This is a genomic window from Bradyrhizobium sp. CCBAU 53340 (genome assembly GCF_015291645.1).
Classification (GTDB): Bacteria; Pseudomonadota; Alphaproteobacteria; order Rhizobiales; family Xanthobacteraceae; genus Bradyrhizobium.
On record NZ_CP030055.1, the window covers coordinates 4,851,106 to 4,874,960 of the forward strand.

General features: G+C 64.1%; 23 protein-coding genes and 1 pseudogene. 5 read left to right on the forward strand and 19 right to left on the reverse strand.

The annotated features are described in order from the left end of the window. From XH89_RS23215 to XH89_RS23240, 6 genes are all read right to left on the reverse strand, one after another. Nucleotides 1–684: a 4-carboxy-4-hydroxy-2-oxoadipate aldolase/oxaloacetate decarboxylase gene (locus tag XH89_RS23215; RefSeq protein WP_194462735.1), complete on the reverse strand. Its 684-nt coding sequence runs from the start codon at nucleotides 682–684 to the stop codon at nucleotides 1–3. Next, a complete protein-coding gene (locus XH89_RS23220; RefSeq protein WP_194462736.1) occupies nucleotides 681–1,394 on the reverse strand; it encodes a PIG-L deacetylase family protein in 714 nt (237 codons plus the stop codon). Before XH89_RS23220 ends, XH89_RS23215 begins: the two co-directional genes overlap by 4 nt. A 65-nt stretch (nucleotides 1,395–1,459) precedes the next feature. Beyond that, entirely contained in the window at nucleotides 1,460–2,755 is a 1,296-nt protein-coding gene (dctA, locus tag XH89_RS23225) for a C4-dicarboxylate transporter DctA (protein ID WP_194462737.1), read from the reverse strand. After that, nucleotides 2,752–3,636, reverse strand: a complete 885-nt coding sequence (locus XH89_RS23230) for an amidohydrolase (RefSeq protein WP_194462738.1) — start codon at nucleotides 3,634–3,636, stop codon at nucleotides 2,752–2,754. Before XH89_RS23230 ends, dctA begins: the two co-directional genes overlap by 4 nt. Further along, nucleotides 3,636–4,586: an amidohydrolase gene (locus XH89_RS23235; protein ID WP_194462739.1), complete on the reverse strand. Its 951-nt coding sequence runs from the start codon at nucleotides 4,584–4,586 to the stop codon at nucleotides 3,636–3,638. Before XH89_RS23235 ends, XH89_RS23230 begins: the two co-directional genes overlap by 1 nt. Nucleotides 4,587–4,659: 73 nt before the next feature. Beyond that, nucleotides 4,660–5,370 carry a TetR/AcrR family transcriptional regulator gene (locus tag XH89_RS23240; protein WP_194462740.1) on the reverse strand — a complete coding sequence of 237 codons (711 nt, stop codon included), beginning with the start codon at nucleotides 5,368–5,370 and terminating at the stop codon, nucleotides 4,660–4,662. A 116-nt stretch (nucleotides 5,371–5,486) separates the two neighbouring features. Between XH89_RS23240 and XH89_RS23245 the strand changes: the two are divergent. The 3 genes and pseudogenes from XH89_RS23245 to XH89_RS23255 all read left to right on the forward strand — a co-directional run bounded on the left by XH89_RS23245 (nucleotide 5,487) and on the right by XH89_RS23255 (nucleotide 8,451). After that, a pseudogene (locus tag XH89_RS23245) lies at nucleotides 5,487–6,415 on the forward strand (Bug family tripartite tricarboxylate transporter substrate binding protein). A 10-nt stretch (nucleotides 6,416–6,425) separates the two neighbouring features. Further along, nucleotides 6,426–7,217 (forward strand): ABC transporter substrate-binding protein, encoded by a 792-nt coding sequence (locus XH89_RS23250; protein ID WP_194462741.1) that lies wholly within the window; start codon nucleotides 6,426–6,428, stop codon nucleotides 7,215–7,217. Between the two features lie 310 nt (nucleotides 7,218–7,527). After that, complete coding sequence (locus tag XH89_RS23255; RefSeq protein WP_194462742.1) at nucleotides 7,528–8,451, forward strand: PepSY-associated TM helix domain-containing protein; 924 nt, start codon at nucleotides 7,528–7,530, stop codon at nucleotides 8,449–8,451. A 12-nt stretch (nucleotides 8,452–8,463) separates the two neighbouring features. Here XH89_RS23255 and XH89_RS23260 read toward each other — a convergent pair whose 3' ends face one another. Then, the gene (locus XH89_RS23260) at nucleotides 8,464–9,609 is read right to left on the reverse strand and encodes a mechanosensitive ion channel family protein (RefSeq protein WP_194462743.1); all 1,146 of its coding nucleotides are present in this window, start codon (nucleotides 9,607–9,609) and stop codon (nucleotides 8,464–8,466) included. Nucleotides 9,610–9,732: 123 nt separating this feature from the next. Between XH89_RS23260 and XH89_RS23265 the strand changes: the two genes are divergently transcribed. Next, nucleotides 9,733–10,986: a DUF763 domain-containing protein gene (locus XH89_RS23265; protein ID WP_194462744.1), complete on the forward strand. Its 1,254-nt coding sequence runs from the start codon at nucleotides 9,733–9,735 to the stop codon at nucleotides 10,984–10,986. 6 nt (nucleotides 10,987–10,992) lie between these two features. On the opposite strand, the gene XH89_RS23270 is transcribed toward XH89_RS23265, so the two are convergent. From XH89_RS23270 to XH89_RS23285, 4 genes are all read right to left on the reverse strand, one after another. After that, nucleotides 10,993–11,226: a hypothetical protein gene (locus XH89_RS23270; RefSeq protein WP_194462745.1), complete on the reverse strand. Its 234-nt coding sequence runs from the start codon at nucleotides 11,224–11,226 to the stop codon at nucleotides 10,993–10,995. Nucleotides 11,227–11,314: 88 nt separating this feature from the next. Then, nucleotides 11,315–12,574 carry a cytochrome P450 gene (locus tag XH89_RS23275; RefSeq protein ID WP_194462746.1) on the reverse strand — a complete coding sequence of 420 codons (1,260 nt, stop codon included), beginning with the start codon at nucleotides 12,572–12,574 and terminating at the stop codon, nucleotides 11,315–11,317. 105 nt (nucleotides 12,575–12,679) lie between these two features. Further along, nucleotides 12,680–13,006: a hypothetical protein gene (locus XH89_RS23280; RefSeq protein WP_194462747.1), complete on the reverse strand. Its 327-nt coding sequence runs from the start codon at nucleotides 13,004–13,006 to the stop codon at nucleotides 12,680–12,682. A 106-nt stretch (nucleotides 13,007–13,112) separates the two neighbouring features. Beyond that, a complete protein-coding gene (locus XH89_RS23285) occupies nucleotides 13,113–13,886 on the reverse strand; it encodes a ferredoxin--NADP reductase (protein WP_194462748.1) in 774 nt (257 codons plus the stop codon). A 157-nt stretch (nucleotides 13,887–14,043) separates the two neighbouring features. On the opposite strand from XH89_RS23285, the gene XH89_RS23290 reads away from it, so the two are divergent. Continuing rightward, nucleotides 14,044–15,240, forward strand: a complete 1,197-nt coding sequence (locus XH89_RS23290; protein ID WP_194462749.1) for an amidohydrolase family protein — start codon at nucleotides 14,044–14,046, stop codon at nucleotides 15,238–15,240. A 153-nt stretch (nucleotides 15,241–15,393) separates the two neighbouring features. On the opposite strand, the gene XH89_RS23295 is transcribed toward XH89_RS23290, so the two are convergent. The 8 genes from XH89_RS23295 to XH89_RS23330 form a co-directional block, all read right to left on the reverse strand. Next, complete coding sequence (locus XH89_RS23295; RefSeq protein WP_194462750.1) at nucleotides 15,394–15,849, reverse strand: MarR family winged helix-turn-helix transcriptional regulator; 456 nt, start codon at nucleotides 15,847–15,849, stop codon at nucleotides 15,394–15,396. A 13-nt stretch (nucleotides 15,850–15,862) separates the two neighbouring features. Continuing rightward, nucleotides 15,863–16,567, reverse strand: coding sequence for an ABC transporter ATP-binding protein (locus tag XH89_RS23300; protein ID WP_194462751.1), 705 nt, complete (start codon nucleotides 16,565–16,567; stop codon nucleotides 15,863–15,865). Next, the gene (locus tag XH89_RS23305) at nucleotides 16,564–17,355 is read right to left on the reverse strand and encodes an ABC transporter ATP-binding protein (RefSeq protein WP_194462752.1); all 792 of its coding nucleotides are present in this window, start codon (nucleotides 17,353–17,355) and stop codon (nucleotides 16,564–16,566) included. Before XH89_RS23305 ends, XH89_RS23300 begins: the two co-directional genes overlap by 4 nt. Further along, nucleotides 17,352–19,241, reverse strand: coding sequence for an ABC transporter permease (locus XH89_RS23310; protein WP_194462753.1), 1,890 nt, complete (start codon nucleotides 19,239–19,241; stop codon nucleotides 17,352–17,354). Before XH89_RS23310 ends, XH89_RS23305 begins: the two co-directional genes overlap by 4 nt. A 151-nt stretch (nucleotides 19,242–19,392) precedes the next feature. After that, nucleotides 19,393–20,595 carry an ABC transporter substrate-binding protein gene (locus XH89_RS23315; protein ID WP_194462754.1) on the reverse strand — a complete coding sequence of 401 codons (1,203 nt, stop codon included), beginning with the start codon at nucleotides 20,593–20,595 and terminating at the stop codon, nucleotides 19,393–19,395. Nucleotides 20,596–20,672: 77 nt separating this feature from the next. After that, complete coding sequence (locus tag XH89_RS23320; RefSeq protein WP_194462755.1) at nucleotides 20,673–21,257, reverse strand: amino acid synthesis family protein; 585 nt, start codon at nucleotides 21,255–21,257, stop codon at nucleotides 20,673–20,675. 15 nt (nucleotides 21,258–21,272) lie between these two features. Continuing rightward, on the reverse strand, nucleotides 21,273–22,169 hold the full coding sequence (locus tag XH89_RS23325; RefSeq protein WP_194462756.1) for a UPF0280 family protein: 897 nt from the start codon (nucleotides 22,167–22,169) through the stop codon (nucleotides 21,273–21,275). After that, nucleotides 22,166–23,623 carry a 6-hydroxynicotinate reductase gene (locus XH89_RS23330; protein ID WP_194468588.1) on the reverse strand — a complete coding sequence of 486 codons (1,458 nt, stop codon included), beginning with the start codon at nucleotides 23,621–23,623 and terminating at the stop codon, nucleotides 22,166–22,168. Before XH89_RS23330 ends, XH89_RS23325 begins: the two co-directional genes overlap by 4 nt. Nucleotides 23,624–23,855 lie beyond the last annotated feature (232 nt).

Here is a 23,855-nt window from a genome sequence, read left to right on the forward strand (position 1 = left end):
TCAGACGTCCTCGGGATTGTCGACATAGACGAGGCCAGCTTTAGCCAGCGCCTCGCGCATGCCGTACATGTCGAGGCCCAATTCGCCCGAGACGAGACGCGTCCGCTTGCCACCCTCGTCGGCGTTGCGCTTCTTTGCCTTCTCGGCAACTTCGGCGGCATTGCGTTTCGGCACCACGACGACACCGTCGTCATCCGCGACGATGATGTCGCCGGGGTCGACGTTGACGCCGGCGCAGACCACGGGGACGTTGACCGAGCCAAGCGTCGCCTTGACCGTACCCTTGGCCGAGACCGCGCGCGACCACACCGGAAAGTTCATCTCGTGCAGCGCTTTGACGTCGCGGCAGCCGGCATCGATGATCAGCCCCTGCACGCCGCGTGCCTGCAGCGAGGTCGCGAGCAGCTCGCCGAACATGCCGTCGGTATTGTCGGTGGTGCAGCCGACCACGAGGATGTCGCCCTTCTTGCACTGCTCGACCGCGACATGGATCATCCAGTTGTCGCCGGGCTGCGCCAGCACGGTGACCGCGGGGCCGGCGATCGACGCGCCGGCCCAGACCGGCCGCAAATACGGCTTCATCAGGCCGAGGCGGCCATAGGCCTCGTGCACGGTCGAGACGCCGTACTCCGCCATCCCTGCGGGATCGGCACGCCTGATATTGCGAACGACGACAGGCTTCATGCCAGCTCCTCCGCAACCGTCGGGAACAGACGCTGATAGGCTTCACCGTAGGTCATGGGCACGCCGGTATTGCGGCTGCCCTGGATGCCGCGATTGAGCGCGACGCGCTCGTAATAGCCCCAGAGGTGCTTTTGCGCGGCGAGGATCTGGAACGCTTCGTATTTCTGCTGCCAGACCTCGTCGATCTTGAGCAGCAGGTCCGGCTTGTAATTGCACTGCTCGGGCTGATGCGGCTCGAACAGAAACACGGAAGGTGCGGAATATTTGTACTGCGCGCCGGGCTTGTGCCCCATCGCCTGCGCGACCACGCGCGTCTCCTGCGCGAAATGCGCCGCGTTCGGGTGGTCGAAATTGTAGGGGTCTTCCAGCGCATGTGTCAGCACGAAGCTCGGATTGAGCTCGCGATAGATGTCGACCATGCGGTCGAAATGCGCCTCGGTCAGCTTGAGCGGATAGTCGCCGCAATCGAAGAACTCGATCTCGGCTCCCAGCAGCTTTGCGGCTCGCTCCGCCTCGTCCTTGCGGCCGGCCTTGACCGATTCCAGCGTGGCACCCTTTTCCTTCCAGGCGAACTGGCTCTCGCCGCGCTCGCCGAAGGACATGCAGACGATCTTCATCCGATAGCCCTTCTTCGCATGCAGGGCGATGGCGCCACCGGCGCGCCAGACGAAATCGCCGGGATGGGCGGTGATCACGAGACCTGTTTTCATGGGAGAACTCCCCTCTTTCGTTCGCAACATCATAGGCTGCCCGCGTCATGCAGGAAGCGAGTTCATCAAGCGGCAGCGGGGTCCTGGCCGTTCAGCACGCGTTCCAGTCGCTCGCCGTCCAGCGCGCCTTCCCATTGGGCAATTGCAATGGTTGCAACCGCGTTCCCGATCAGATTGGTCGGCGTCAGCCCCTGCGACATCAGGCGATGGATGCCGAGCACCAGAGCGACGCTCGTCACTGGGATTGTGCCGGTTGCCGACAGCGTCGCCGCCAGCACGACAAAGGCCGCGCCGGCAATGCCCGCCGCGCCCTTGGAGGTCACCAGCAGGATCAGCAAGAGCTCAATCTGCTCTGCGAGCCCGAACGGCGTGTTGGTCGCCTGCGCCAGGAAGACCGAGGCAGCAGCGAGATAGAGGCACGTGCCGTCGAGATTGAACGAATAGCCGGTCGGGATCACGAGCCCGACCACGCTCTTCTCGCAACCAGCCTTCTCCAGCTTGGTCAGCATGCGCGGCAGCACCGTCTCGGACGAGGTCGTGGCGATGCAGATCAGCAGCTCTTCCCAGATGTAGCGGATCAGCTTGAGCAGCGAAAAGCCGCAGAGCCGCGCGATCGGGCCGAGTGCGACGATGATAAAGATGACGCAGGTGAGATAGAATCCGCCGAGCAGCTTGCCGAGCGAGGCCAGTGAGCCGACGCCGAACTTGCCGACGGTAAAGGCAATGGCGCCGAACGCGCCGATCGGGGCGGCCCACATCACGTAGCCGACCACAGCGAACACCATCTTGGCGGCGATGTCGATCAGATGGACCAGTGGCGCGGCGCGCTCACCGAGCTGCACCAGCGCAAAGCCGCACAGCACGGAGATGAACAGCACCTGGAGGATATTGCCTTCGGCGAAGGCGCCGACGAAGGTCGCCGGCACGATGTTGAGGAGAAACGGCACGAAGCCGATCACGGCGGTTTGCTTGACATAAGGCTCGACCGCGCTGGCATTGATGCTGGCGGGATCGATGTTCATGCCGGCGCCCGGCTTGAGCACGTTGACCACGACTAGACCAATTATCAGCGCGATCGTGGTCATGATCTCGAAATAGATGATCGCCTTGACCGCGACACGCCCCACCCGCGCCATGTCGGCCATGTGGGCGATGCCGTGGACGACCGTACAGAAGATGATCGGCGCGATCAGCATCCGGATCGCCTTGATGAAGGCGTCGCCAAGTGGCTGCATCTTGGCCCCTAACTCGGGGCTGACGATCCCAAGCGCGATGCCGGCCGCCATGGCGATGAGCACCTGAATCCAGAGCTCCTTCCACCAGGCGCGCCGGCGCGGCTTGTCGATCGCCATCGCGGTCATCGGTCGAACTCGAACAGACGCGCGGGATTGTCGACGAGGATCTTCTGCTGGAATTCCACCTCCGGCGCGAACAGCGGAATCAGGTCGACGAGGTCGCCGTCATTCGGCATCACCTTGACGTTGGGATGCGGCCAGTCGGTGCCCCAGATGACGCGGTCAGGCGCGGTCTCGACGATCTTCCGAGCGAAAGGCACCGCGTCGGTGAAGGGCGGTCCGGCCGAGGACACCCGCTCCGAGCCGCAGATCTTGACCCAGCATTTTTCATCGCGCTGCATCAGTTCGATCAGGATCTTGAACGGGAGCTGGTCGAGCCCCTCGGAGGCCTTCACCCGCCCCATATGGTCGATGGTGTAGCTCAGTGGTAGCCTCGTCAGCATGTCCGCATATTCGGGCAGGTCGATCGCATCGAAATGCAGGTCGATGTGCCAGCCGAACGGCGCGACCATGGCGACGGTGCGGTCGAACACCCCCTTGTCGGGAACGCCGCCGAGATGGCGGACGAAATTGAAGCGGCAGCCGCGGAAGCCGCCCTCATGCAGCACGCGAAGCTCACGCTCGGTGATGGTGTCGTCGATATTGGCAACCGCGCGATAAGCGCCGTTGCTCTGCGCGATCGCATCGAGGGCGACGGTGTTGTCGGTGCCATGCACGCTGGCATTGACGATGACGGCGCGCTCCACACCGAGCTTGGCGTGCAAGGCCTTGAAGTCCTCGAGCGGCGCATCCGGCGGCGTGTAGGACCGGTCAGGCGCGTAAGGATATTTCGAGCCGGGCCCGAAGATGTGGCAATGCGCATCGCAGGACCGCTTCGGCAGCTTGAACTTCGGCGTGCGCGTATTCGGATCGGGCGGCGGTATGGTGGGCGTATACAGCATTGGCATTAGCTGAACTTGAAAAGACGCGCGGGATTGTCGACCAGCAGCTTCTGCTGGATCGCCTTGTCGGGCGCGTAGAGAGGGATCAGATCGACGATCTCGCCATCATTGGGCATCACCTTGACGTTGGGATGCGGCCAGTCGGTGCCCCAGATGACGCGGTCCGGCGCATTGTCGATCAGCGCCTTCGCAAACGGCACCGCGTCGTGGAACGGTTTTCCGCCCGCGGAGGCGCGTTCCAGGCCGGTGATCTTGACCCAGCACTTCTCATCCTTCTTATGGAGATCGAGCAATGCGGTGAAGCCGGGATCGTCGAGGCCTTTGGCAGCCTGAACCGTCCCCATGTGATCGATCACGTAAGGCGTCGGCAGCGCGGTGAGAACTGGGGCGAATTCGGGAATCGTGCCTGGCTCGAAATAGACGTCGATATGCCAGCCAAGCTCGGCGACCCGATGCACGATGCGCTGGAACTTGGTCATGTCGCCGACACCGCCGAGGCGCTTGAGAAAGGCGAAGCGGCAACCGCAGATGCCGGCCTTGTCGAGCGCAGCAAGCTCCTTTTCGGTCATCTCGTCGCTGACATTGGCGATGCCCTTGTAGGCGCCCTCGCTCTGCGCGATGGCGTCGGTGACAACGCGGTTGTCGGTGCCGTGCACGGTCGCGTTCACGATCACGCAGCGCTCGACGCCGATCTTCTCGTGCACGCTGCGAAACATCTCCAGCGGAGCATCAGCCGTATTGTACGGCCGCTTTTCCGAGAAAGGATAACGTGACGCCGGCCCGAAGATGTGGGTATGGCTGTCGCATGATTTCGGCGGCAGCTTGAATGACGGCGTCTCGGGATGGGGATCAGGCGGCGTGATTGTCGGAATCACCTTCTCTTCCGCACGCGCTCCGCTCGCGAGCGTCGCTCCAGCCAATCCGGTCAAGAGATGCAAGCACTCCCGCCTGTTCATTTCCCAAAACACCCCATGACATGTCCGCTTGCGAGCGGAAGCGCTATAATGCGCCTCCCCTCGGCGGTTTCTTTCAAGTTTTGCTGCTTGCGACAGTCCGCCGCCGTGCCGGCGCGGCCTGGTCCAGCGCCGGCGCCTGGAACGCGGCCACGGTCGCCTGCACCAGCTGCTCGATGGCGTTGGCGGGATCGCTGCCGTCGGCTTCGCCGCGCGACAGGCGCGAGACACGATCCGGCGTTACCAGCGAATAGTAGAGCGCGCCGAGCAGGAAGTGGCTGCGCCAGACGATGTCGGTGCGCGGAATGTGTGGCAGGCTCTCGTGGATCGCATCGATGAAGGCATGACTGGTATCATCGAAGGTCTGCGCGATGATTTTTCGCGCGACTTCGTTGCCCTCGGCCGACATCACCGCACGCAGCCGCGTGAAGCGCGCCCCGCCCCCGGCGAGATCGCTGCCGGAGGTGAAGGCCGGCACCACATAGGCCCGCACGATCGCTTCCAGCCGGTCCTGGAGATCACGCACGCGCTTGGCGGCGGCGAGCAGCTCCGAGCGGCGGAGGTTCATCGGCCCGCAATGGCGCCGATAGATCTCCAGCAGCAGACCGTCCTTGGTCTTGAAATGATAGGTGACGCTGCCGGGATTGGCCCCAGCCGCCTGCGCGATGTCGCGCACGGATACGGCGTTGAAGCCGTTGGTGGCGAACAGCTCCTCGGCCGCGGCGAGAATCGCCTCGCGCATGTTCGGCTTGCGGGCCGTTTCCTTGCTGGTGGACTTGCGTGCCATGTGATTTGTACTATCGTACAAAAGATCAGGTCTCGTCAACAAAAACCACGGGCAACGTCCGGAAGCGGCTCGAAAGCCGCCGCGCGGAGGCGAATGCCCTCAGGGAGTGCTGAAATATGCTGGGTTTGAGCAAGAAGATCGGCGCATTGGTGCTCGGCGCCAGTCTGCTGCTGGCCGGCAGCGTCGCGCAGGCCGCCAACACCTATCCGAACAAGCCGGTCCACATCCTCGTCCCCTATGCGGCCGGCGGCGCGGTCGACGTGCTCGCCCGGACGCTCGGCCAGGCGCTGGCGAAGAATTGGGGGCAGCAACCGGTGATCGACAACCGCCCCGGTGCCGGCGGCATCGTCGCCTCGCAGGCCCTGACGCAGGCCGCGCCCGACGGCTACACGCTAATCCTGGTCGCGAGCGGCCATCCGCTGAACCAGTTCATCTATCCGAGCGTGCCCTACGATACGTTCAAGGATTTCACCGCCATCAGCGAAGTGGCCTCCTCGCCACTTGCAATCGTGGTCGCCAAGGACAGCCCCTACAAGACGCTCGGCGATCTCCTCGCTGCGGCCAGGAAAGAGCCCGACAAACTCTCCTACGGCATGTCGGGCAACGGCACTTCGCGATCCCCTACAAGGGCGGCGCGCCGGCGCTGACCGCCGTGATCGCAGGCGAAATCCCGCTCAGCATCAATCCGCGCGCCGAAGCCATCGGCCAGCTCGACGGCGGCCCGGTGCGCGCACTCGCGGTGACGTCGGCCGAGCGCTCCAAGGCGCTGCCCAATGTGCCGACCGTCGCGGAATCAGGCGTTCCCGGCTATGACGTCTCCGTCTGGTGGGGCGTGCTGGGACCTGCAAAAATGCCACCGGAAATCGTCGCCAAACTCGAGACCGACCTGAAGGCCGCGCTCCAGGATCCGGGCGTACTCTCCACGCTCGGCAAGATCGGCGCAGCCCCAGTCGGCTCCTCGGCCAAGGACTTTGACGCCTATATGCACGCCGAGGCGACCAAATGGGAGCCAATTCTGAAAGCTGCCGACATCAGGGCGCAGTGAGGTCTTTCAGATGAGAATCTCATTTGGCCGTGCTGCATACACCGCCCTGCTCTTCGTCTGCCTGCCCGGCGCGTCCGCGCACGCCGACGGCGAAGCAAAGCTGTTGGCGCCGAGCGGTACCTTGCGTGTCGGCATCTATCCCGGCAGCCCGACCTCGATGGTGACGGATGCCGCTGGCAAGCCACATGGCCTCGCCTACGATCTCGGCGGCGCGCTGGCAAAACGCCTCGGCGTTCCCATCGACTATGTCAGGTTTCAGCGCGTTGCCGACATCGTCACCGCGATCCATGACGGTCAGGTCGATTTAACGGTGACGAACGCCACGCCGGCCCGCGCCAACGAAGTCAGCTTTAGCGAGCCCGTGCTGGCGATCGAGCTCGGCTATCTCGTGCCGGCGAACTCGCCGATCGGCAAGGCCGAGGATATCGACAAGCCCGGCGTCAAGATCGGCGTCACCAAAGGCTCAACCTCCGAACGTACCCTGCCGACAAAGTTCAAGACCGCGACCATCGTTCCTGCCGAGAGCGTCAAGGTCGCCATCGCCATGTTCGGCCGCGGCGAGATCGATCTCTACGCCACCAACAAGCCAACGCTGTTTGAAATGTCGGACCAGATGCCCGGCGCGAAAATCCTCGACGGCAATTGGGGCGCCGAGCACATGGCCATCGCGGTCCCGAAGGGACGCGAGGCCGCCCTTCCCCTGCTCAACCGCTTCGTGGCGGAGGAGCAGTCGTCAGGCGCGCTGGACACCATTCAGCAGCAGGCGGGCCTTCGCGGGGCGACCAAGGCGGGCCGCGAGTAGCAAGCTATCCGCCGCCACCGATGCCGTATGGCTTTTGGACGATGTCGCCAAACACCCAGATTCATCGAACGATGAGCTGGCGTCAGGCCAGACGATGATACCCGGCGGCCTCTCGGAAAGCGAGGTCGAGCGTCGCACGCGGTCTCTGCACAAGCTGCTGGCAACGCTCAAACCTGCAAACGATTGGCACTCGCCGCGATCGGCGCCCGACTGAATTTGCTGCAGATCAACGCCGGCATCATGGACAAAGCGTCATTTGTCTTCGACGCCGCGCCGGGCGATCAACGCTGCGCACCGCCGGAGACCGAGCATGAGCAAGCCATTATTGTTGACACTCCATCGTTGGATCACGCTGGTCTTTGCGCTTCCACTGTTTGCGATCATCGCAACCGGCCTGATCCTGTCGTTCGAGCCGATGGTCCAGGTCAGCGGGCTCAATGGGTCCGCGATTGAAGCCGCGCGCATCGCCGAGCTGGTGAAGCGATACGATCCCGACGGCAAGGCACGCGGTCTGTCGATCAATGCCGCCGCGCAGCGCATGACGTTGCAAGGCACGGGTGGTCCGGCGATCGACCTCGCCACCGGCGAGCTGGCACCGACCGGCTCCAGCCTCCCCGACCTTTTCCTCTGGGCGCGCATGACGCATGAGCGGCTGCTCGGCCAGGCGTGGCTTGTAACGAGCTCGACCATCGCCATGATCGTCCTCATGCTGCTTGGCATCCTCATGGGACTGCCGCGGCTGCGCAATTCGCTGTCCGGCTGGCACAAGGGGACCGCCTGGTTCACGTTGCCGCTGATCCTTCTGAGCCCGCTCACCGGCCTGTGCATGGCCTTCGGCCTGACCTTCCAGAGCGGATCTGCCCCGACCAGCGAAGGCCGCCCGCTCCCGCTGCCCGACGCGGTTCGCATGGTCGCGGCCTCCCACGACCTTTCGCACGTAATCTCGATCGGCACGCGCGGCGGCCGTGCCATGGCGCGAATCTACGAGGACGGTGAGCTGCGCGCCTATGCCGTCAATGCATCTGGCGTTACGCCATTGCCGCGCAACTGGCCGCGGCTGCTCCATGAAGGAAACTGGTCGGCGATGATCGCATCGTCGCTGAATCTCGTGACCTCGCTCGCGCTCGTAACGCTGCTGTCGACCGGTCTGCTGATCTGGGCGCGGCGAAAACTGCGCAAGCCGCGCTCGCGCACTCACCGGCAGACCGACGCTTCTGTCGTACGAGCGGCCTGATCGCGTCTGCCGTCAATTGCGTGCGCTCGCCCGCATCCTTTCCGGAGCGGACTCGCGTTGGAACAATTCGATGTCATCACCCCCGCCCTGCGGGATCAGGATCGCGCGTTCGCGCGGCAGGGCTTCCGGCATCTCGTCGCGGATGAACGCGATCAGCTTCTCCCTGACCTCGCAACGCAGATCCCAGGATTGCGGCGCGTTCCGTGCGCTGACCAGCGCACGCAGCTCGATGGTACGTGAATCCGCATCGATCACCTGCAGATTGACCACTGCGCCGTCCCATAGCTTGGAGTCCTTCACAGCGCCCTCCAGCCACCGCCGGATGCGTGGCACGTCGGCGCGATAGTCGACATGGAACGCGATGACGCCGATCAGGGAGGCGGTATCGCGGGTCCAGTTCTGGAACGGCTTCTCGATGAAATAGGACAGCGGCACCACCATGCGCCGCCAATCCCACAGCCGGATCACGACATAGGTCGCGGCGATGTCCTCGACCCAGCCCCACTCGTTCTCGATGATAACGGCATCCTCGATGCGGATCGGCTGGGTGATCGCGATCTGCAGGCCGGCGATCAGATTGCTCAGCAATGGCCGCGCGGCAAGGCCGACGATGATACCGGCGGCGCCGGCAGAGGCGAACAGGCTGACGCCGTATTGCCTGACCGAGTCGAACGTCATCAGTGCGGTCGACACCGTGATGATGACGATAATGATGTCGGTCACCCGCTTGAAGACGCGGACCTGGGTGACATGCTTGCGCGCCACGAAATTCTCGGTGACGTCGCGAAAATTCTGCAAATAGCGCGCCGCACTCATGTCGACGATCCTGATCGAGATCCAGCCGATCAGCGCGATGAAGGCGACGACGAACAGGCTTGTCAGCGGGGTGCGGAACGCATCATTCAGCGGCGCGAGCGGCAAGACCAGTGCGACGGCAGCGAGACAGAGTGCCAGCTGGGCCGGCCCTGAGGTGCGTTCGATGAACACGCTCAATAGCGGAAGCCGGGCTCCGAAAGCGCGATTGAGCAGCCAGATCGCGAGGCGGTAGAACGACAACGCAAGCAGGATCGCCCCGGCCACGAGACCAAGACCGATAATCCATGACGGTATCCATCCGAACATCTTCTCGATGTCGGTCATGAGGGCCTGCCTTGTCATTTACGTCCCCGGTATTGCATTCCGTCTCGCCAACGCGTTCCGCCCGGCTTCGCTCCCCCACCTCGTGCAACGCAGCATTCCCCTGGTGCAACCGTCCCCGGATTGCTCTAGTTTGAGGCAATCATGACTCGCCGAACCGGCAGCGCCGATCTTCCTCTCCACACCGGGCGGGTTCCGCCATGGCTGGCCAGCCGCATGGCCTCGCTGGGGGCGATCGTCACGCAGGCGATCGTGCTGCATTATGGTCGCGATGCGTTCATGCAGCGCCTGTCGCATCCGTTCTGGTTCCAGTCGTTCGGCGCCGTGATGGGGATGGACTGGCACTCCTCCGGCATCACGACCTCAGTGATCGGTGCACTGAAGCGCGGGCTCGGTCCGCTCCAGGATGAGCTCGGCATCTATGTCTGCGGCGGTCGCGGCCAGCATTCGCGCAAGACGCCGGACGAGCTGTTGCAGCTCGGCAACCGCGTCGGCTTCGACGGCGCGAAGCTCACCCGCTCCAGCCGGCTGGTTGCGAAGGTTGACAGCGCTGCGGTCCAGGACGGTTTTGATCTCTATCTCCACGGTTTCTTCGTCACGGCCGACGGCAAGTGGACCGTGGTGCAGCAGGGCATGAACGGCGACAAGCGGCAAGCCCGCCGCTATCACTGGCACTCCGAGGCGCTGAAGAGCTTTGTCGACGCACCTCACAGCGCGATCGACGGCCCGCAGCAGGGCGAGATCGTCAATCTCACCGACCATCGTGCCGACGTCTCGCGCAGCGCACAGCTCGAACTTCTCTCGGATCTCGGGCCTGACCGCATCCTCGCCGAATTCGAGCGGCTCAGCGGCAGTGCGCCCGAGCCGGCGCAGGCCATGCTGCCGCATCTGATCATGCCCGCGCATCACGACATCAGGCCGAAAGATGTATTCGCACGCCGTCTGCACGGCACGCTGGCGGCCGCAGCCGAGCGCGGCCCGGTCGATTTCCCCGAGCTGCTACTGACGCCCGGCGTCGGTGCGCGCACCGTGCGATCGCTGGCGATGGTCGCCGAGGTCGTGCACGGCGCCCCCTATCGTTTCAAAGACCCTGCGCGTTTCTCGCTCGCCCATGGCGGCAAGGATCGGCATCCCTACCCCGTTCCGATCAAGGTCTATGACGAGACCATCCGCGTCCTGAAGGGCGCGATCCAGAACGCAAAGCTGGGACGCGAGGAGGAGATGCAGGCGATCAAGCGCCTCGACGACCAGGCGCGACGGCTGGAACGAACCGCAAGCGGCCCGTCGGTCGAGTCGTTCATTGCAGGTGAACGTGCCGCATCGACTGATCTCGACGGCCGCTCCGTGTTCGGCTGGGAACGCGACCTCGTCGCCGCGAAGAAGTCGACGGGCTCCTGAGCGCGCCTAGTCTTCGGCCGCCTCGTCGTCGATGAGCCGATTGGCGGAATGGTCCTGATATTGTTCGGTCTGGATGAACTTGCTGTCCATGCCTCTGATGTCGGAATGCTGCGCCTTGTCGCGGTTCGACAGGATCATGTTGTCACCGATCTTGTCCTTGGGAATGTCCGTCATCGCTCCATTGCCTGCGCCCTTGCCATGCGCGCCTGAACCGATATGCGTCCTGCCTCCGTGGGGCATGGATTGCTCCATCATCATTGTCAGTCATGGGCCAACGCCAGCACCGCCGGGTTTGTTTCGCGGTTGCATGTGGGAACGCCACGGTTCCTCAGCTTGCGAGCAGCTGCTCGCTCTTTTCCGCCTTTGGCTGACGCCGCTCACCGGCATCGGCCACAACAGGCAGCCTTGCGATTGCGCGCAGGCCCGGCCGCTTGCGCCAGTGAATCTGCGACGCCTCGACCGCGAGCCCAAGCCGCGGCCAACGCGTGAACAGCGCCTGGAGCCCGCAAATCGCCTCGATCCGCGCAAGCTGATGTCCGAGGCAGAAATGAATTCCCGTACCGAAGGAGATGTGGCGGTTGGGCTTGCGCTCGAGGTCGAGCCGCTCGGGTTGATCGTGCACCGCCGGATCCATGTTCGCTGCGGCGAGCATGACCATGACGCGGTCGCCCTTCTTCAGCCTGACACCATCGAGCTCGACATCCCGCCGCACATAGCGCGGTTTTGAGAACTGCACCGGCGAGACGAAACGCAAGAACTCCTCGACGGCGAGCGCGGCACGACTCCAGTCTTCTTCCAGCCAGTCCCGCAGCCCCGGATTCCTGAGCAGTTCAAAGACCGAGCCGCTGATGAGATGCGTCGTGGTCTCCGAGCCCGCCGCGAGCAGCAGGAATACCATCGAGACCATTTCGTCCGGCGAGATCTCGCCGCCCTCGCGTTCGACCTGGACCAATTCGGCAATCAGACCTTCGCCGCCCTGCTCGCGCGCGATTTGCAGTTGGCCTTCGAGATAGCTCCGCATCTTGCGGAACGCGGTCAGCAGGCGAAAGAAGCTGACGACATTCGTCAGCGAGGACATCGCGTTGGCCCACGCGATGAAGCGCGGGCGATCCGCCACGGGCAGGCCTAGCAGCTCCGAGATCACCGACAGCGGCAGGATGCGCGCATAGCGCTCGACGAGATCAGCGGGGCTGCCGTTCGCGAACAGCTCATCGGCCAGACTGTCCGCAATGGCGCGGATACGCGGCTCCATCGCCACGATCGCGCGGCGGCGAAAGGCCTCGTCCACGATGCTGCGCAGCCTGGTGTGGTCAGGCTCATCCATGGTCAGCATATTGTTGGCGATGGTGCTGACGAGCTTCGGCATCCACCAGCGCAGGCCGGCGACCTTGCCATCCTCTTTGCGCAAGGTGAACGTGGCGCTGTCCTTCAACACCGCAGCCGTCGCGTCGTGCGTGGTGGTAATCCAGACGTCGCCGATCAGGGGAAAACGCGTGGCGACCACGGGGCCGGACGCCCGCAGCGCCGCGACTCGCTTCGGCGGGTCACGAAAGAAAGCCTCGCTGGTGAAGTCGATACGCGGCGTCATGAGATCACCGACGTGGTTGATACGCTCCAACCAGATGGTGCGCGCCGGCGGCTCTGCAAGGGCCGGAACCGGGCTGATCGCCGTGAAGGGATCGCGCGAAAAAACCTATCCGCGGCCCGGCGTGCGTGGACCGGCCTTGCGCTGCTGCTGATTGGTGTAGGCGTCCCAATGGCTCCAGCTGCCATTGCTGAGGCTTTGCAGGTCGGTGCCGAGCGGACGGCGCGTCCGCTTGTCGTGTTCCGCAATCGCGCGTTCGGACAGCGTGATCTTGCGCTTGAGATCAGCGATCGACTTCTGGGTCTGGCCGTTGCGCTTGGAGGACGCGATTTCGCCCATCGTGAAGCGCGCGGTCTCCAGCGCCTTCAACTCGGCGCGGTTCTTCTTCAACTGAACCCGGTGCCAGGCGATGTTGCTGTCGCTGTCCGCAACCATGTGGGAACTCCGCTGATTCGGTCCCACAGTGTATCAAGCGCCGAATCGGCGCCGCAACGCCCGCCGGGCGGCGAAAATACGGAGATATTGTGCAGGTCTTGCCGGCTCAGCGCTCGGCAAAGGCCTTTTCGACCACGAACTGGGCCGGCTCGCCATGATTGCCTTCGACGAAACCGCGCTCGCCGAGGAGCACACGGGTGTCGGCGACCAGTGCCGGGCTGCCGCAGATCATGACGCGGTCGTGGGCGGCCTCCAGCGTCGGCAGACCGATATCGGTGAACAGCTTGCCTGACGTGATGAGGTCGGTGATGCGGCCGCGGTTGCGGAACGGATCGCGCGTCACGGTCGGATAGTAGATCAGCTGGTTCTGGATGTACTCGCCGAGCATCTCGTCCTTCGGCAAATGCTCGGTGATCATCTCGCCATAGGCGAGTTCCTTGACGTGACGGCAGCCGTGCAGCAGCACGACCTTCTCGAACCGCTCATAGGTCTCGGGATCCTTGATCACGCTCAGGAACGGCGCAAGGCCCGTGCCGGTGCCGATGAGGTAGAGGTTGCGGCCCGCTTCCAGATTGTCGATGACGAGCGTTCCGGTGGCCTTGCGGCTGACGATGATCTCGTCGCCTTGCTTCAGATGCTGAAGCCGCGACGTCAGCGGACCATCCGGCACCTTGATCGAGAAGAACTCGAGGGTGTCCTCGTAATTGGCGCTGGCGACACTATAGGCCCGCAGCAGTGGCTTCTCGCCCACCTTGAGCCCGATCATGGTGAACTCACCATTGCGGAAACGGAAGGTCGGGCTGCGGGTGGTCTTGAACGAGAACAGCGTGTCGGTCCAGTGGTGGACGCTCAAAACGCTTTCCTGATTGAAATTGCTCATCTCACCTTCCCTGTCGCTTCCAATGCGGTTCCGAGGCGGGCAGCTATGCGTCGTTTGTACACGATCATTCGTGTACTAATGAATAATCCCGCTTGATCCCAGGGTCAAGGCTGCCCAAGATCGATAGCGTTGCAGTTAGGAATTAGGAGCCCTTTCCATGGCGCATGACGCACCCCAGGCCACCGGACCCTCGAAGCTGGTGATCCGCAATATCGGCCTGATCCTGTCCGGCGCCCTGGAAAAGCCGATCCTGGACGGCGACACCATCGTCGCCGAGAACGGCAAGATCATCGCCATCGGCCGCTTCAAGGACCTCGACACGGACGGCGCCACCACCATCGTTGATGCCAACGGCACGACGGTGACCCCCGGCCTGATCGACAGCCACGTCCATCCCGTCGCCGGCGACTGGACGCCCCGCCAGAACCAGATCAACTGGATCGACAGCTCGCTCCATGGCGGCATCACCACCATGATCTCGGCGGGCGAAGTGCACATGCCCGGCCGGCCCCGCGACGTCGTCGGGCTGAAGGCGATGGCGATCTTCGCCCAGCGCGCGTTCTGGACGCTTCGTCCGGGCGGCGTGAAGGTTCATGCCGGCGCGCCGGTGATCGAATGCGAGATGGTCGAGGAGGACTTCAAGGAGATGGCCGCCGCCGGCGTCAAGCTGCTCGGCGAAGTCGGCCTCGGCGGCGTCAAAGACGGTCCGACCGCGCGCAAGATGGTGGGCTGGGCGCGCAAATACGGCATCCAGAGCACCATCCACACCGGCGGCCCCTCGATCCCCGGCTCCGGCCTGATCGACAAGGACGTCGTGCTGGAGGCCGACACCGACGTGGTCGGCCATATCAACGGCGGCCACACGGCACTTCCCGACGACCAGATCCGCTGCATCTGCGAGGGCTGCAAGCGCGGGCTCGAGATCGTTCACAACGGCAATGAGCGCTCGGCGCTCTACACGCTGCGCATCGCCCGCGAGATGGGCGACCTGCACCGCGTCATCCTCGGCACCGACGGGCCGGCCGGCTCGGGCGTGCAGCCGCTCGGCATTTTGCGCATGGTCTCGATGCTGTCTTCGATCGGCGAGCTGCCGGCCGAGCTCGCGTTCTGCCTCGCCACCGGCAACACCGCGCGAATGCGCGCGCTCGATTGCGGCCTGATCGAAGTGGGGCGCGCCGCCGATTTCGTCATCATGGACAAGGCCCAGCACTCGCCCGGCAAGACCATCCTGGAGAGCGTCCAGCTCGGCGACCTCCCCGGCATCGGCATGACCATCATCGACGGCATCGTGCGGACTCAGCGCAGCCGCAACACGCCGCCGGCGGGGAGAGTGCCGGAAGTGGTGGCGAAGTAACCAGGAAAAGTCTCGACCCGTCATCCTGAGGTGCTCGTCTTGCGCAGCAAGGCGAGCCTCGAAGGATGAATCGGCCAAGATGCGGCCGGGCCGTCGCCCTTCGAGGGCCGCTGAAGAAGCGGCCACCTCAGGGTGACGGTTAGAGAGCTGATATCACCGCAGCTTGTTCAACAGCGCCATCAACAGCTCGCGCTCCTTCGCATCGAGCGGGGCCAGCGTTTCGCGGGTGATCGCCATCGCATTCGGCGCGAGTTTTTCCGCAAGCTGCTGACCGGCACGCGTCAGGCTGACCAGCAAGCGCCGTCCGTCTTCGGGATCCTGGCTGGTCTCGGTCAGGCCGCGCGCCGTGAGGCGATCGATCACGCCCTTGATGGTGGCGACATCCATCGCCGTCAGTCGGCCGAGCTGGTTCTGCGAGCACGGGCCGGTCTCGGCGAGCTTCGACAGCGCCGCCCACTGGGTCGGCGTGAGGTTCGTGCCTATGTCACGCGTGAAGATCGAGCTGTGGCGCTGCCAGACCTGGCGCAGGATGAAGCCGACCTGCTCGTCGAGCACGTAAGGTGGCTTGCCCTGTTTGAGGCTCTTCTTCGCCGTGACGCTTCTCGCCATTCCTGCCCGCCCCCTACAACGACAAATGCGCGTCGCGGATATCCGGACGCGCGTCGAGCTCGGCCATTGTGCCGCCAAAGCAGATGCGGCCGCGCTCGATGATGTAAGCGCGATCGGAGATCAACCGCGCAAAGTGCAAATTCTGTTCGGAGACGACGATACTGACGCCCTCCTTCTTCATGGTCAGGATGGCATCGACCATCTGCTCCACGATCTTCGGCGACAGGCCTTCCGAGGGCTCGTCCAGCAGCACCAGCGATGGATTGCCCATCAGCGTACGCGCGATCGTCAGCATCTGCTGCTCGCCGCCGCTCATGCGCCCGCCCGGGCGGTTCTTCATCTCTCCGAGATTGGGAAACAGCGCGAACAGTTTTTCGCGGGTCCAGTGCGGAGCATTCGGCCGCTTCGGCTGCCGGCCGACTTCGAGATTCTCCTCCACGGTCAAATCGGTGAAGATGCGCCGCTCCTCCGGCACATAGCCAAGCCCCTCACGCACGATCTCATGCGTCGGCTTCACCGAGACGTCCTTGCCCTCGAACATGATGCGGCCGGTGCGCTGCGCGACGAGGCCGACGATCGAGCGGAACGTGGTCGACTTGCCGGCGCCGTTGCGCCCGAGCAGCGCCACCACCTCGCCCTCGCCGACCTCGAATCCGATATCGAACAGGATATGCGCCGGACCGTAATGGCTGTTGAGGTCTTGCACGGTGAGCTTCATGCCGAGGCCCCCTCGCGATGCCCGGCTTCGTACAGCAGGCCCTCGCCGAGATAGATCGCCTGCACCTGCGGGTTGGCGCGCACTTCGGCCGGCGAACCTTCGGCGATCAGCGTGCCACGGTTGAGCACGATGATGCGGTCGGCATGTTCGAACACCACGTCCATGTCGTGCTCGGTGAAGAGCACGCCAATCGATTTTTCCTTCGCGATCTGCGCCGTGAGCCGCATCAGCTCGACGCGCTCGCGCGGCGCCATGCCGGCGGTCGGCTCGTCCATCAGCAAGAGCTTTGGATCGTTAGCGAGCGCGACCGCAAGCTCGAGTCGCTTGAGGTCGCCATAGGCCAGCTCGCCGCAGGGCCGGTCCGCGTAGCCGCCCATGCCGACCAGCTCGAGCAGCCGTCCGGCCTCGTTGCGATCAACATTCGGCGCCGAGCCCCAGAGATTGAACAGCTGTCTACCGTGCGAGATCAGCGCGACCTGCACGTTCTCGCGCACCGTCATGGTGGCGAAGGTCGCGGTGATCTGGAAGGTGCGTCCTACCCCCATGCGCCAGATGTCGCGCGGCTTCTTGCCCGTGGTCTCCTCGCCGAGCAGGCGAACATGGCCACTATCAGGCTTGTTCTGGCCGTTGAGCATGTCGAAGCACGTGCTCTTGCCCGCGCCGTTCGGGCCGATCAGCGCCAGGATCTCGCCTGATCGCAGCGAGAACGAGACGCCGCGCACGGCGTGGACGCCACCATAGGATTTGGTCAGGCCTTCGACCGCGAGAAGTGGGGGTGCGACGCTCATTCGGCAGACTCGACCGGCTTGGCAAGCAAGGATGATCCCGGCGGTGATGACTTCCTGCGGCGCTGCGCCAGAATCTCCAGCATGCCGACGATGCCCTTGGGAAAGACGACGACGATCAGCACGATGAAGCCGCCCAGCACGAGTTTTGACAGATCGGTCTGGCTGACCAGCCAGATGTTCAGAGCCTTGTAGACAATCGCGCCGATCACCCCGCCGGACACCGTCTCGACGCCGCCAAGCAGCACCATCACCAGCGCATCGACCGAAAGTGATATGCCGAGATTGTCAGGAAAGACGCTGCCTTTCAGATAAGCGAACAGCGCGCCGCCGATGCCGGCAGTCGTGCCGGCGATGACGAACGCCGTCCACTGGATGCGCTTGGCGTCGATGCCAACCGCCTCGCTGCGCAGCACCGAGTCGCGCGTGGCGCGGAGCGCGTAGCCGAATGGCGAAAATACCGCGATCCTGAGCGCAATCGTCACCAGCGCGGCAACGCCAAGTGCCAGCCAATAGAAATGCGACGGGCTCGCCGCCCAGCTCGCAGGCCAGACGCCGAGAATGCCGTTGTCGCCGCCTGTGACGCTCACCCACTGGAATGCGATCGACCAGACGATCTGCGCGAAGGCAAGCGTCAGCATCGCAAAGTAGACGCCGGAAAGCTGCACGGCGAAGAAGCCGAACACCGCGGCCCCCATGCAGCCGAGCAGCGGCCCGAGCAGGAGACAGACGATCATCGGCAGACCCGCCATCTTGGCGAGGAAGGCAACGCCGTAGGCCCCGAGGCCGAAATAGGCGGCGTGGCCGAACGACGCGAGCCCGCCGACCGACATCAGGAAGTGCAAGGAGACGGCGAAGATCACGAAGATCGCGATTTCGGCGCCGACGGTGAGTGCGTAATTGCCGGCGAACAGCGGCAGCGTCGCCGCAATGCCAAGGGCGACGAGAGACGCCAGCCGCTCGTTCGACGTCAGCGGCCGCCAGGGATTGACTGACAGCCCCGGGGTCTTGCGCGCGGGTGCCTCGGCCTTGCCGAACAGACCCCAGGGACGAACGATCAGCACCACCGCCATCACCAGGAAGACGAGAATGATGGAAATCTTCGGGAAGATCAGGATGCCGAAGGCATTGAGCTCGGAGACCAGCACCGCCGCGACGAAGGCGCCCACGATGCTGCCGAGGCCGCCGATGACCACGACGACGAAGACTTCGACGATGATGCGCAAATCCATGGCGTGGTGCACGGCATCGCGCGGGATCTGGAGCGCTCCGCCGAGGGCGGCAAGGAAGACGCCGACGGCGAACACGGATGTGAACAGCCATTTCTGATTGACGCCGAGCGCCGCAACCATGTCGCGGTCCTGCGTTGCTGCGCGCACCAGGACGCCCCAGCGCGTGCGCTGGAACAGCAGCCAGAGAATGCCGAGGACGACGGGTCCGAGCACGATCAGAAACAGATCATAGCTCGGGATGTTCTGGCCGAAGAAATCGACTGCGCCCTTGAAGCCCGGTGCGCGGCGGCCGACGAGGTCGTCAGGCCCCCAGATCAGCACCACGAGATCTTCGACCATCAGGGTCAGGCCGAACGTGCCCAGCAGCTGGAACAGTTCGGGGGCGTGATAGATGCGTCGCAGCAACACCATCTCGACGAGCACGCCGATCAGCGCGACGGCCAGCGCCGCCGCGACCACCCCGCCCCAGAAGCCGAACGTCCCCGAGAAGCGCTCGGTCAGCGTGAAGGCGATATAGGCGCCGATCATGTAGAAGGCGCCATGGGCGAAATTCACGATCCGCGTCACGCCAAAAATGATCGACAGGCCCGAGGCCACCAGGAACAGCGACGCTGCGCTGGCAAGACCGGTCAGAAACTGTACGACGTAAAAGGCCATCGGCGGTCCGGGTTCACTAAGTCTTTGTGTTTGGCTTCATCCTTCGAGGCGGCGCTTACGCGCCTCCTCAGGATGAGGTCCGGGACCCTCATGGTGAGGAGCGCGGCAGCGCCGCGCGTCTCGAACCACGAGGCCCCGGTCTCTCTTCGCGTCAATTCTTCGGCCGCAGCTTCTCGACTTCGGCATCACCAGGCAGATAGTCCGCACCCTTCTTGTAGGACGCATCCACCATCACGCCCTTGCCGTCCTTCTGCGCGGTCTTGCCGACGAAGGCGCCGAGGGTCGACTGGTGATCGATCTTGCGGAAGGTGATCTCGCCGAACGGCGACGGCATCGAGATGCCTTCGGCCGCCGCGATCAGCTTGTCGGTGTCGGTCGAACCAGCCTTGGCCAGGATCGCCGCCGCTGCCTTGATGGTCTGGTAGCCGACGATCGAGCCGAGGCGCGGATAGTCGTTGTACTTGGCCTGGTAAGCTTTCAGGAATGCGTCGTGCTCGGGCGTCTTGATCGAGTACCAGGGATAGCCGGTGACGATCCAGCCCTCGGGCGTCTCGTCCTTGAGCGGATCGAGATATTCGGGCTCGCCGGTCAGGAACGACACGACCTCGCGGCCCTTGAACAGGCCACGGGTGTTGCCTTCGCGCACGAGCTTGACGAGGTCAGGACCGAAGGTGACGTTGAGGATCGCTTCCGGATTGGCCTGCGCCACCGCCTGCACCACCGGACCGGCGTCGATCTTGCCCTGCGGCGGCCACTGCTCGTCGACCCACTGGATGTCGGGGCGCTTCTCCGACATCAGCTTCTTGAACACCGCGACGGCCGACTGGCCGTATTCGTAATTCGGCGCGATCGTCGCCCAGCGTTTTGCGGGGAGCTTGCTGGCCGCTTCCACCAGCATCGCGGCCTGCATGTAGTTGGAGGGGCGCAGGCGGAACGTGTACTTGTTGCCCTTCGCCCAGGTCACGGCGTCCGTCAGCGGCTCGGCGGCGAGGAAGAACACCTTCTTCTGGTTGGCGAAGTCGGAGACCGCAAGGCCGATGTTCGACAGGAACGTGCCCGTCAGCATCGCAACGCCTTCGCTGGAGACGAGCTCATTGGCCGCGGTCTGCGCATCGGCCGGTTTGCCGCCGTCGTCCTTGGAGACGACCACGAGCTTCTTGCCGTTGATGCCGCCTGCGGCGTTGATCTCTTCGACCGCGAGCTGCCAGCCCTTGCGGTAGGGTTCAGTGAATGACGGCAGTAGCGAGTAGCTGTTGATCTCGCCGATCTTGATGTCCTCCGCCAGGGCCGAATGGCCCATGCCGGCAGCCAGAAGCGCAAAGGCCGCGCCGACGAAAGTATTTCTTGCTCGCATCCCAACCTCCAGTTTTGAACTTTATCTCTCGATCACGATCCTGCCGGAGAAGCTGTGCCCGCCTCGCCGAGCTGTCCTTATTTCAAACCGTCTTCGCCCTTGATCTCGGCGACCGTCAGCCCGCCGACGCGCGGCAGCGGACGGCCGCTGTCGGTGACGGCGACCGCCACCATGATCTCGTTGGCGCGCGGCGCATCGTTGATCTGCACCTCCATGCCGTCGAAATGACTGCGGACGAAGGCAGCGTCCTTATGCCCAAGCGGAATGTCGAGCGTGGTGCCGGGGCCGCTGCGCTTCTTCGACGACGGGATCAACGCCGCGCCCTTGCTCAGAACCTTGCGCACCGGCGCGCCCATCTTGGGGTGAAGGATTGCAGCGGCATGCTCGAGCTCGCCGTTCTCGCCGACGGCCGCGGCCTTGCCATAACTCTGCGCCTTGGCGCCATCGATGCCGAGCGCCGCCACCGCGCGCTTCGCCAGCAAATCACCAAGCTCTTCGCCGATCGCGATCAGCGGCGACAGATCCTCGACGTATCTTCCGGCAAAGGGATTTTCGATCACGGCAATCGCGGCCGCGCGCCGGGTCGGCGGCGAGACCTGACGGCCCATCTCCATCTGCGTCTCTTCGACGACGGTGACGATCTTGCGGATGATCGCGCTCATGCTTCGCTTCCCTGTTCAGGCACCGACCGCGTTCTCCAGCACGAGCGGGCGCGGCCGTTGCTCTTCTATATCCTTGGTTCCGATGACAAGCATATCACCACAAAGCCTGAGCACGGCACCCTCGATCAATCCGCGATCGAACAATTGACGTGCACATTCCGCGCCAGTTTCGAGCGCGGTGGCGATCTCTTCTCGCGACAATTCACCGACATTACGGGTAACGAGACGCGCGCCGAGATCGCTGTCGGGCTGCAGCTCGTTGGCGGGTTGCCTGACAATGGCGGGATGCCCGGGCAGATCGACCGCATTGGCGATCACGGTCGCCGCCGCATCGGCCTGCGAGGCCGTCGCCGCCAGCACCGTGACCGCATCGGCGATGCCGAGCGAAAAGCTGCGACCGTGGCGCCCACTGGTCGCGATGCCGCGAACCGGATCGTCGGCCTCGATCCTGATGGCGCGCATCACGCCGTCGCTATCAGGCCGATCCATCAGGCCCACCGAAAAATGCTCGCCCCGCCCGAGATGCAGCGCGATGTCACCGCCATTGTTGACGTAGACCCGGTCGAGCGCCGCCGCGCCGAGCATCGCGCCGAGAATTTCCTCGGCCACGCTGCCGGCCACCGCGGCCATTGGTGTGATGAAGCCATCAGAGGCATAGGGCGCGACGGCTGCGTGCATCCGGCGCGCCACCACGCCCTTCAGCGAAGTCTGCCTTTCCGCGCCCATCCGCAGTGCCGGCAGTTCTGCACAGAGTTCATCGAGCAGACCGGTGAAGCGGCGGGCCGCAGCTTCGTACGCGGCGCGTACCTCGTGCCCTGTCCCCCTCGCCTCAATAATCAGATCAATCGGTCCATCCTGCAAATGCAGCCGCCGGCCATCAGACAGCAATGCGATTTGCGGGAGCCTCGTCATGCCCGCCGTCCCGGAATCGGGTTCTGCCAGGGCAGCTGACGAACATCATCGCCGCCCCTCACCTCCGACAGCGGTTTTACGTAATCCATGTGTCCGCCAAGCGCGGCATAGTCGGACAGCTTCATCGTGAATTCGATCGGCGCGACCAGCGCCGGCGTCGGCACATAGCCGAATGCACCCGCCGGCATCTGCGTCACATCAACCATGTAGGTGATGCCGCCGCCCGGCCAGACATAGACCGCGGCGCCACCGCTGGTGACACGCGTCAGCGCATCCTTCACCGAGCGCGTCAGCCGCACCGGATTATCGGTGACGCCAGCCCGCAGCGAGCCGCCGGCACCGGCCATGAACAGCACCGTGCACAGCGCGGGCTCGCAATTCTCCTGGATACGCTCGACCGAGAATTTCAGGTCGGCGGGCATCTCGGTCTCGATAGGCTTCAAGGCCTCGTCGAGCACGTAGTAGGAGGAATGCTCGCCTGTCGTGGACACCATCAGCATCGAGAGGCCGGGCTTGGCCTCCCTGGGGTCGAACGGACCGAGGATCGCCAGCGGATCGGAGATATTGGTGCCGCCCCAGCCCGTGCCGGGATCGGCGACCTGGAAATAGCGGCCTGGCGTCGAACGGCGGCCCTTCATCTTGATGCCGGTGTCGGCGATATCGAGCAGCTTGCCGGCCTGATGCTCGCTGAGCACACCGGTGATGTGGTCATCGACCACAACGACCTCGTCCACCTTGCCGTGCCATTGCTTGGCGAACATGCCGATCGTCGCCGAGCCGCAGCCGACGCGCATACGCTCTTCCTTGACGCCGTTGACGATCGGCGGCTGGCCGGCCTGCACCACCACGCTGGCGCCGCCGTCGATGGTCAGTTCCACCGCCTTGCAATTGGCAAGGTCCATCAGCGTGTCGCAGGTGACACGGCCCTCTTTCTTCGAACCGCCGGTCAGATGATGCACACCGCCGAGCGATAGCATCTGCGAGCCATATTCGCTTGTCGTGACGTGGCCGACCGCCTCGCCCTGCGCGCGCACGGTCGCGGTCTCGGGCCCGAGATAGCGGTCGGTGTCGATCTTCACCTTGACGCCGCAATAGGAGAAGATGCCCTCGGTGACGACAGTCACCATGTCGACGCCGTCGACCTCGGAGGAGACGATGAAAGGCGCCGGCTTGTAATCGGGATAGGTCGTCCCTGCGCCGATCGCGGTCACGAAGGTCGAGGGCTCGTGGACGAGCTTGCCGTCCCAGTCTTCGGTGCGGCTGAACGGCACCAGCTTGCCGCCCTGCGACACCGTGCGCTCGAGAATGACGTGCGGATCGACACGGACGAGCTTGCCGTCGTGGTTGGCGTAGCGATCGCAGGCGCCGGCCGCGCCCGGCTTGATGTAGCACATCACCGGACAGGCATCGCAGCGGATCTTGTCGGTGGCCGCGCTCGTTGTTTCCATCACCATGTCAAAGCCAGCAGGCACTGCGGTTATCATTCGTATACGAACGATGTTGCGCGCGGTCCCGATAGCTGTCAAGCGGCGCCGCGCGCGAAAAGGCGCGCCTGCCGAATAAAACCTCATTTGCCTCCCGGCCTTGTCCACAAAGCGGGCAACCACGCTGCACTGCGGCATGGCCGCTTGCACGTTTGTGTACAAACGGTATCGTCGCGACGTAGATTTTGAGCGATCTGGAATT

Coding starts and splice junctions, on each gene's coding strand:
- XH89_RS23325 (WP_194462756.1), bottom strand. CDS start 22,169: ATGACGAGGCTCCCGCAAATCGCATTGCTGTCTGATGGCCGGCGGCTG.
- XH89_RS23220 (WP_194462736.1), bottom strand. CDS start 1,394: ATGAAAACAGGTCTCGTGATCACCGCCCATCCCGGCGATTTCGTCTGG.
- XH89_RS23250 (WP_194462741.1), top strand. CDS start 6,426: ATGAGAATCTCATTTGGCCGTGCTGCATACACCGCCCTGCTCTTCGTC.
- XH89_RS23270 (WP_194462745.1), bottom strand. CDS start 11,226: ATGCCCCACGGAGGCAGGACGCATATCGGTTCAGGCGCGCATGGCAAG.
- XH89_RS23320 (WP_194462755.1), bottom strand. CDS start 21,257: ATGAGCGCGATCATCCGCAAGATCGTCACCGTCGTCGAAGAGACGCAG.
- XH89_RS23255 (WP_194462742.1), top strand. CDS start 7,528: ATGAGCAAGCCATTATTGTTGACACTCCATCGTTGGATCACGCTGGTC.
- XH89_RS23230 (WP_194462738.1), bottom strand. CDS start 3,636: ATGCCAATGCTGTATACGCCCACCATACCGCCGCCCGATCCGAATACG.
- XH89_RS23240 (WP_194462740.1), bottom strand. CDS start 5,370: ATGGCACGCAAGTCCACCAGCAAGGAAACGGCCCGCAAGCCGAACATG.
- XH89_RS23295 (WP_194462750.1), bottom strand. CDS start 15,849: ATGGCGAGAAGCGTCACGGCGAAGAAGAGCCTCAAACAGGGCAAGCCA.
- XH89_RS23260 (WP_194462743.1), bottom strand. CDS start 9,609: ATGACAAGGCAGGCCCTCATGACCGACATCGAGAAGATGTTCGGATGG.
- dctA (WP_194462737.1), bottom strand. CDS start 2,755: ATGACCGCGATGGCGATCGACAAGCCGCGCCGGCGCGCCTGGTGGAAG.
- XH89_RS23290 (WP_194462749.1), top strand. CDS start 14,044: ATGGCGCATGACGCACCCCAGGCCACCGGACCCTCGAAGCTGGTGATC.
- XH89_RS23315 (WP_194462754.1), bottom strand. CDS start 20,595: ATGCGAGCAAGAAATACTTTCGTCGGCGCGGCCTTTGCGCTTCTGGCT.
- XH89_RS23300 (WP_194462751.1), bottom strand. CDS start 16,567: ATGAAGCTCACCGTGCAAGACCTCAACAGCCATTACGGTCCGGCGCAT.
- XH89_RS23310 (WP_194462753.1), bottom strand. CDS start 19,241: ATGGCCTTTTACGTCGTACAGTTTCTGACCGGTCTTGCCAGCGCAGCG.
- XH89_RS23285 (WP_194462748.1), bottom strand. CDS start 13,886: ATGAGCAATTTCAATCAGGAAAGCGTTTTGAGCGTCCACCACTGGACC.
- XH89_RS23305 (WP_194462752.1), bottom strand. CDS start 17,355: ATGAGCGTCGCACCCCCACTTCTCGCGGTCGAAGGCCTGACCAAATCC.
- XH89_RS23265 (WP_194462744.1), top strand. CDS start 9,733: ATGACTCGCCGAACCGGCAGCGCCGATCTTCCTCTCCACACCGGGCGG.
- XH89_RS23235 (WP_194462739.1), bottom strand. CDS start 4,586: ATGAACAGGCGGGAGTGCTTGCATCTCTTGACCGGATTGGCTGGAGCG.
- XH89_RS23280 (WP_194462747.1), bottom strand. CDS start 13,006: ATGGTTGCGGACAGCGACAGCAACATCGCCTGGCACCGGGTTCAGTTG.
- XH89_RS23275 (WP_194462746.1), bottom strand. CDS start 12,574: ATGACGCCGCGTATCGACTTCACCAGCGAGGCTTTCTTTCGTGACCCG.
- XH89_RS23330 (WP_194468588.1), bottom strand. CDS start 23,623: ATGGTGATGGAAACAACGAGCGCGGCCACCGACAAGATCCGCTGCGAT.
- XH89_RS23215 (WP_194462735.1), bottom strand. CDS start 684: ATGAAGCCTGTCGTCGTTCGCAATATCAGGCGTGCCGATCCCGCAGGG.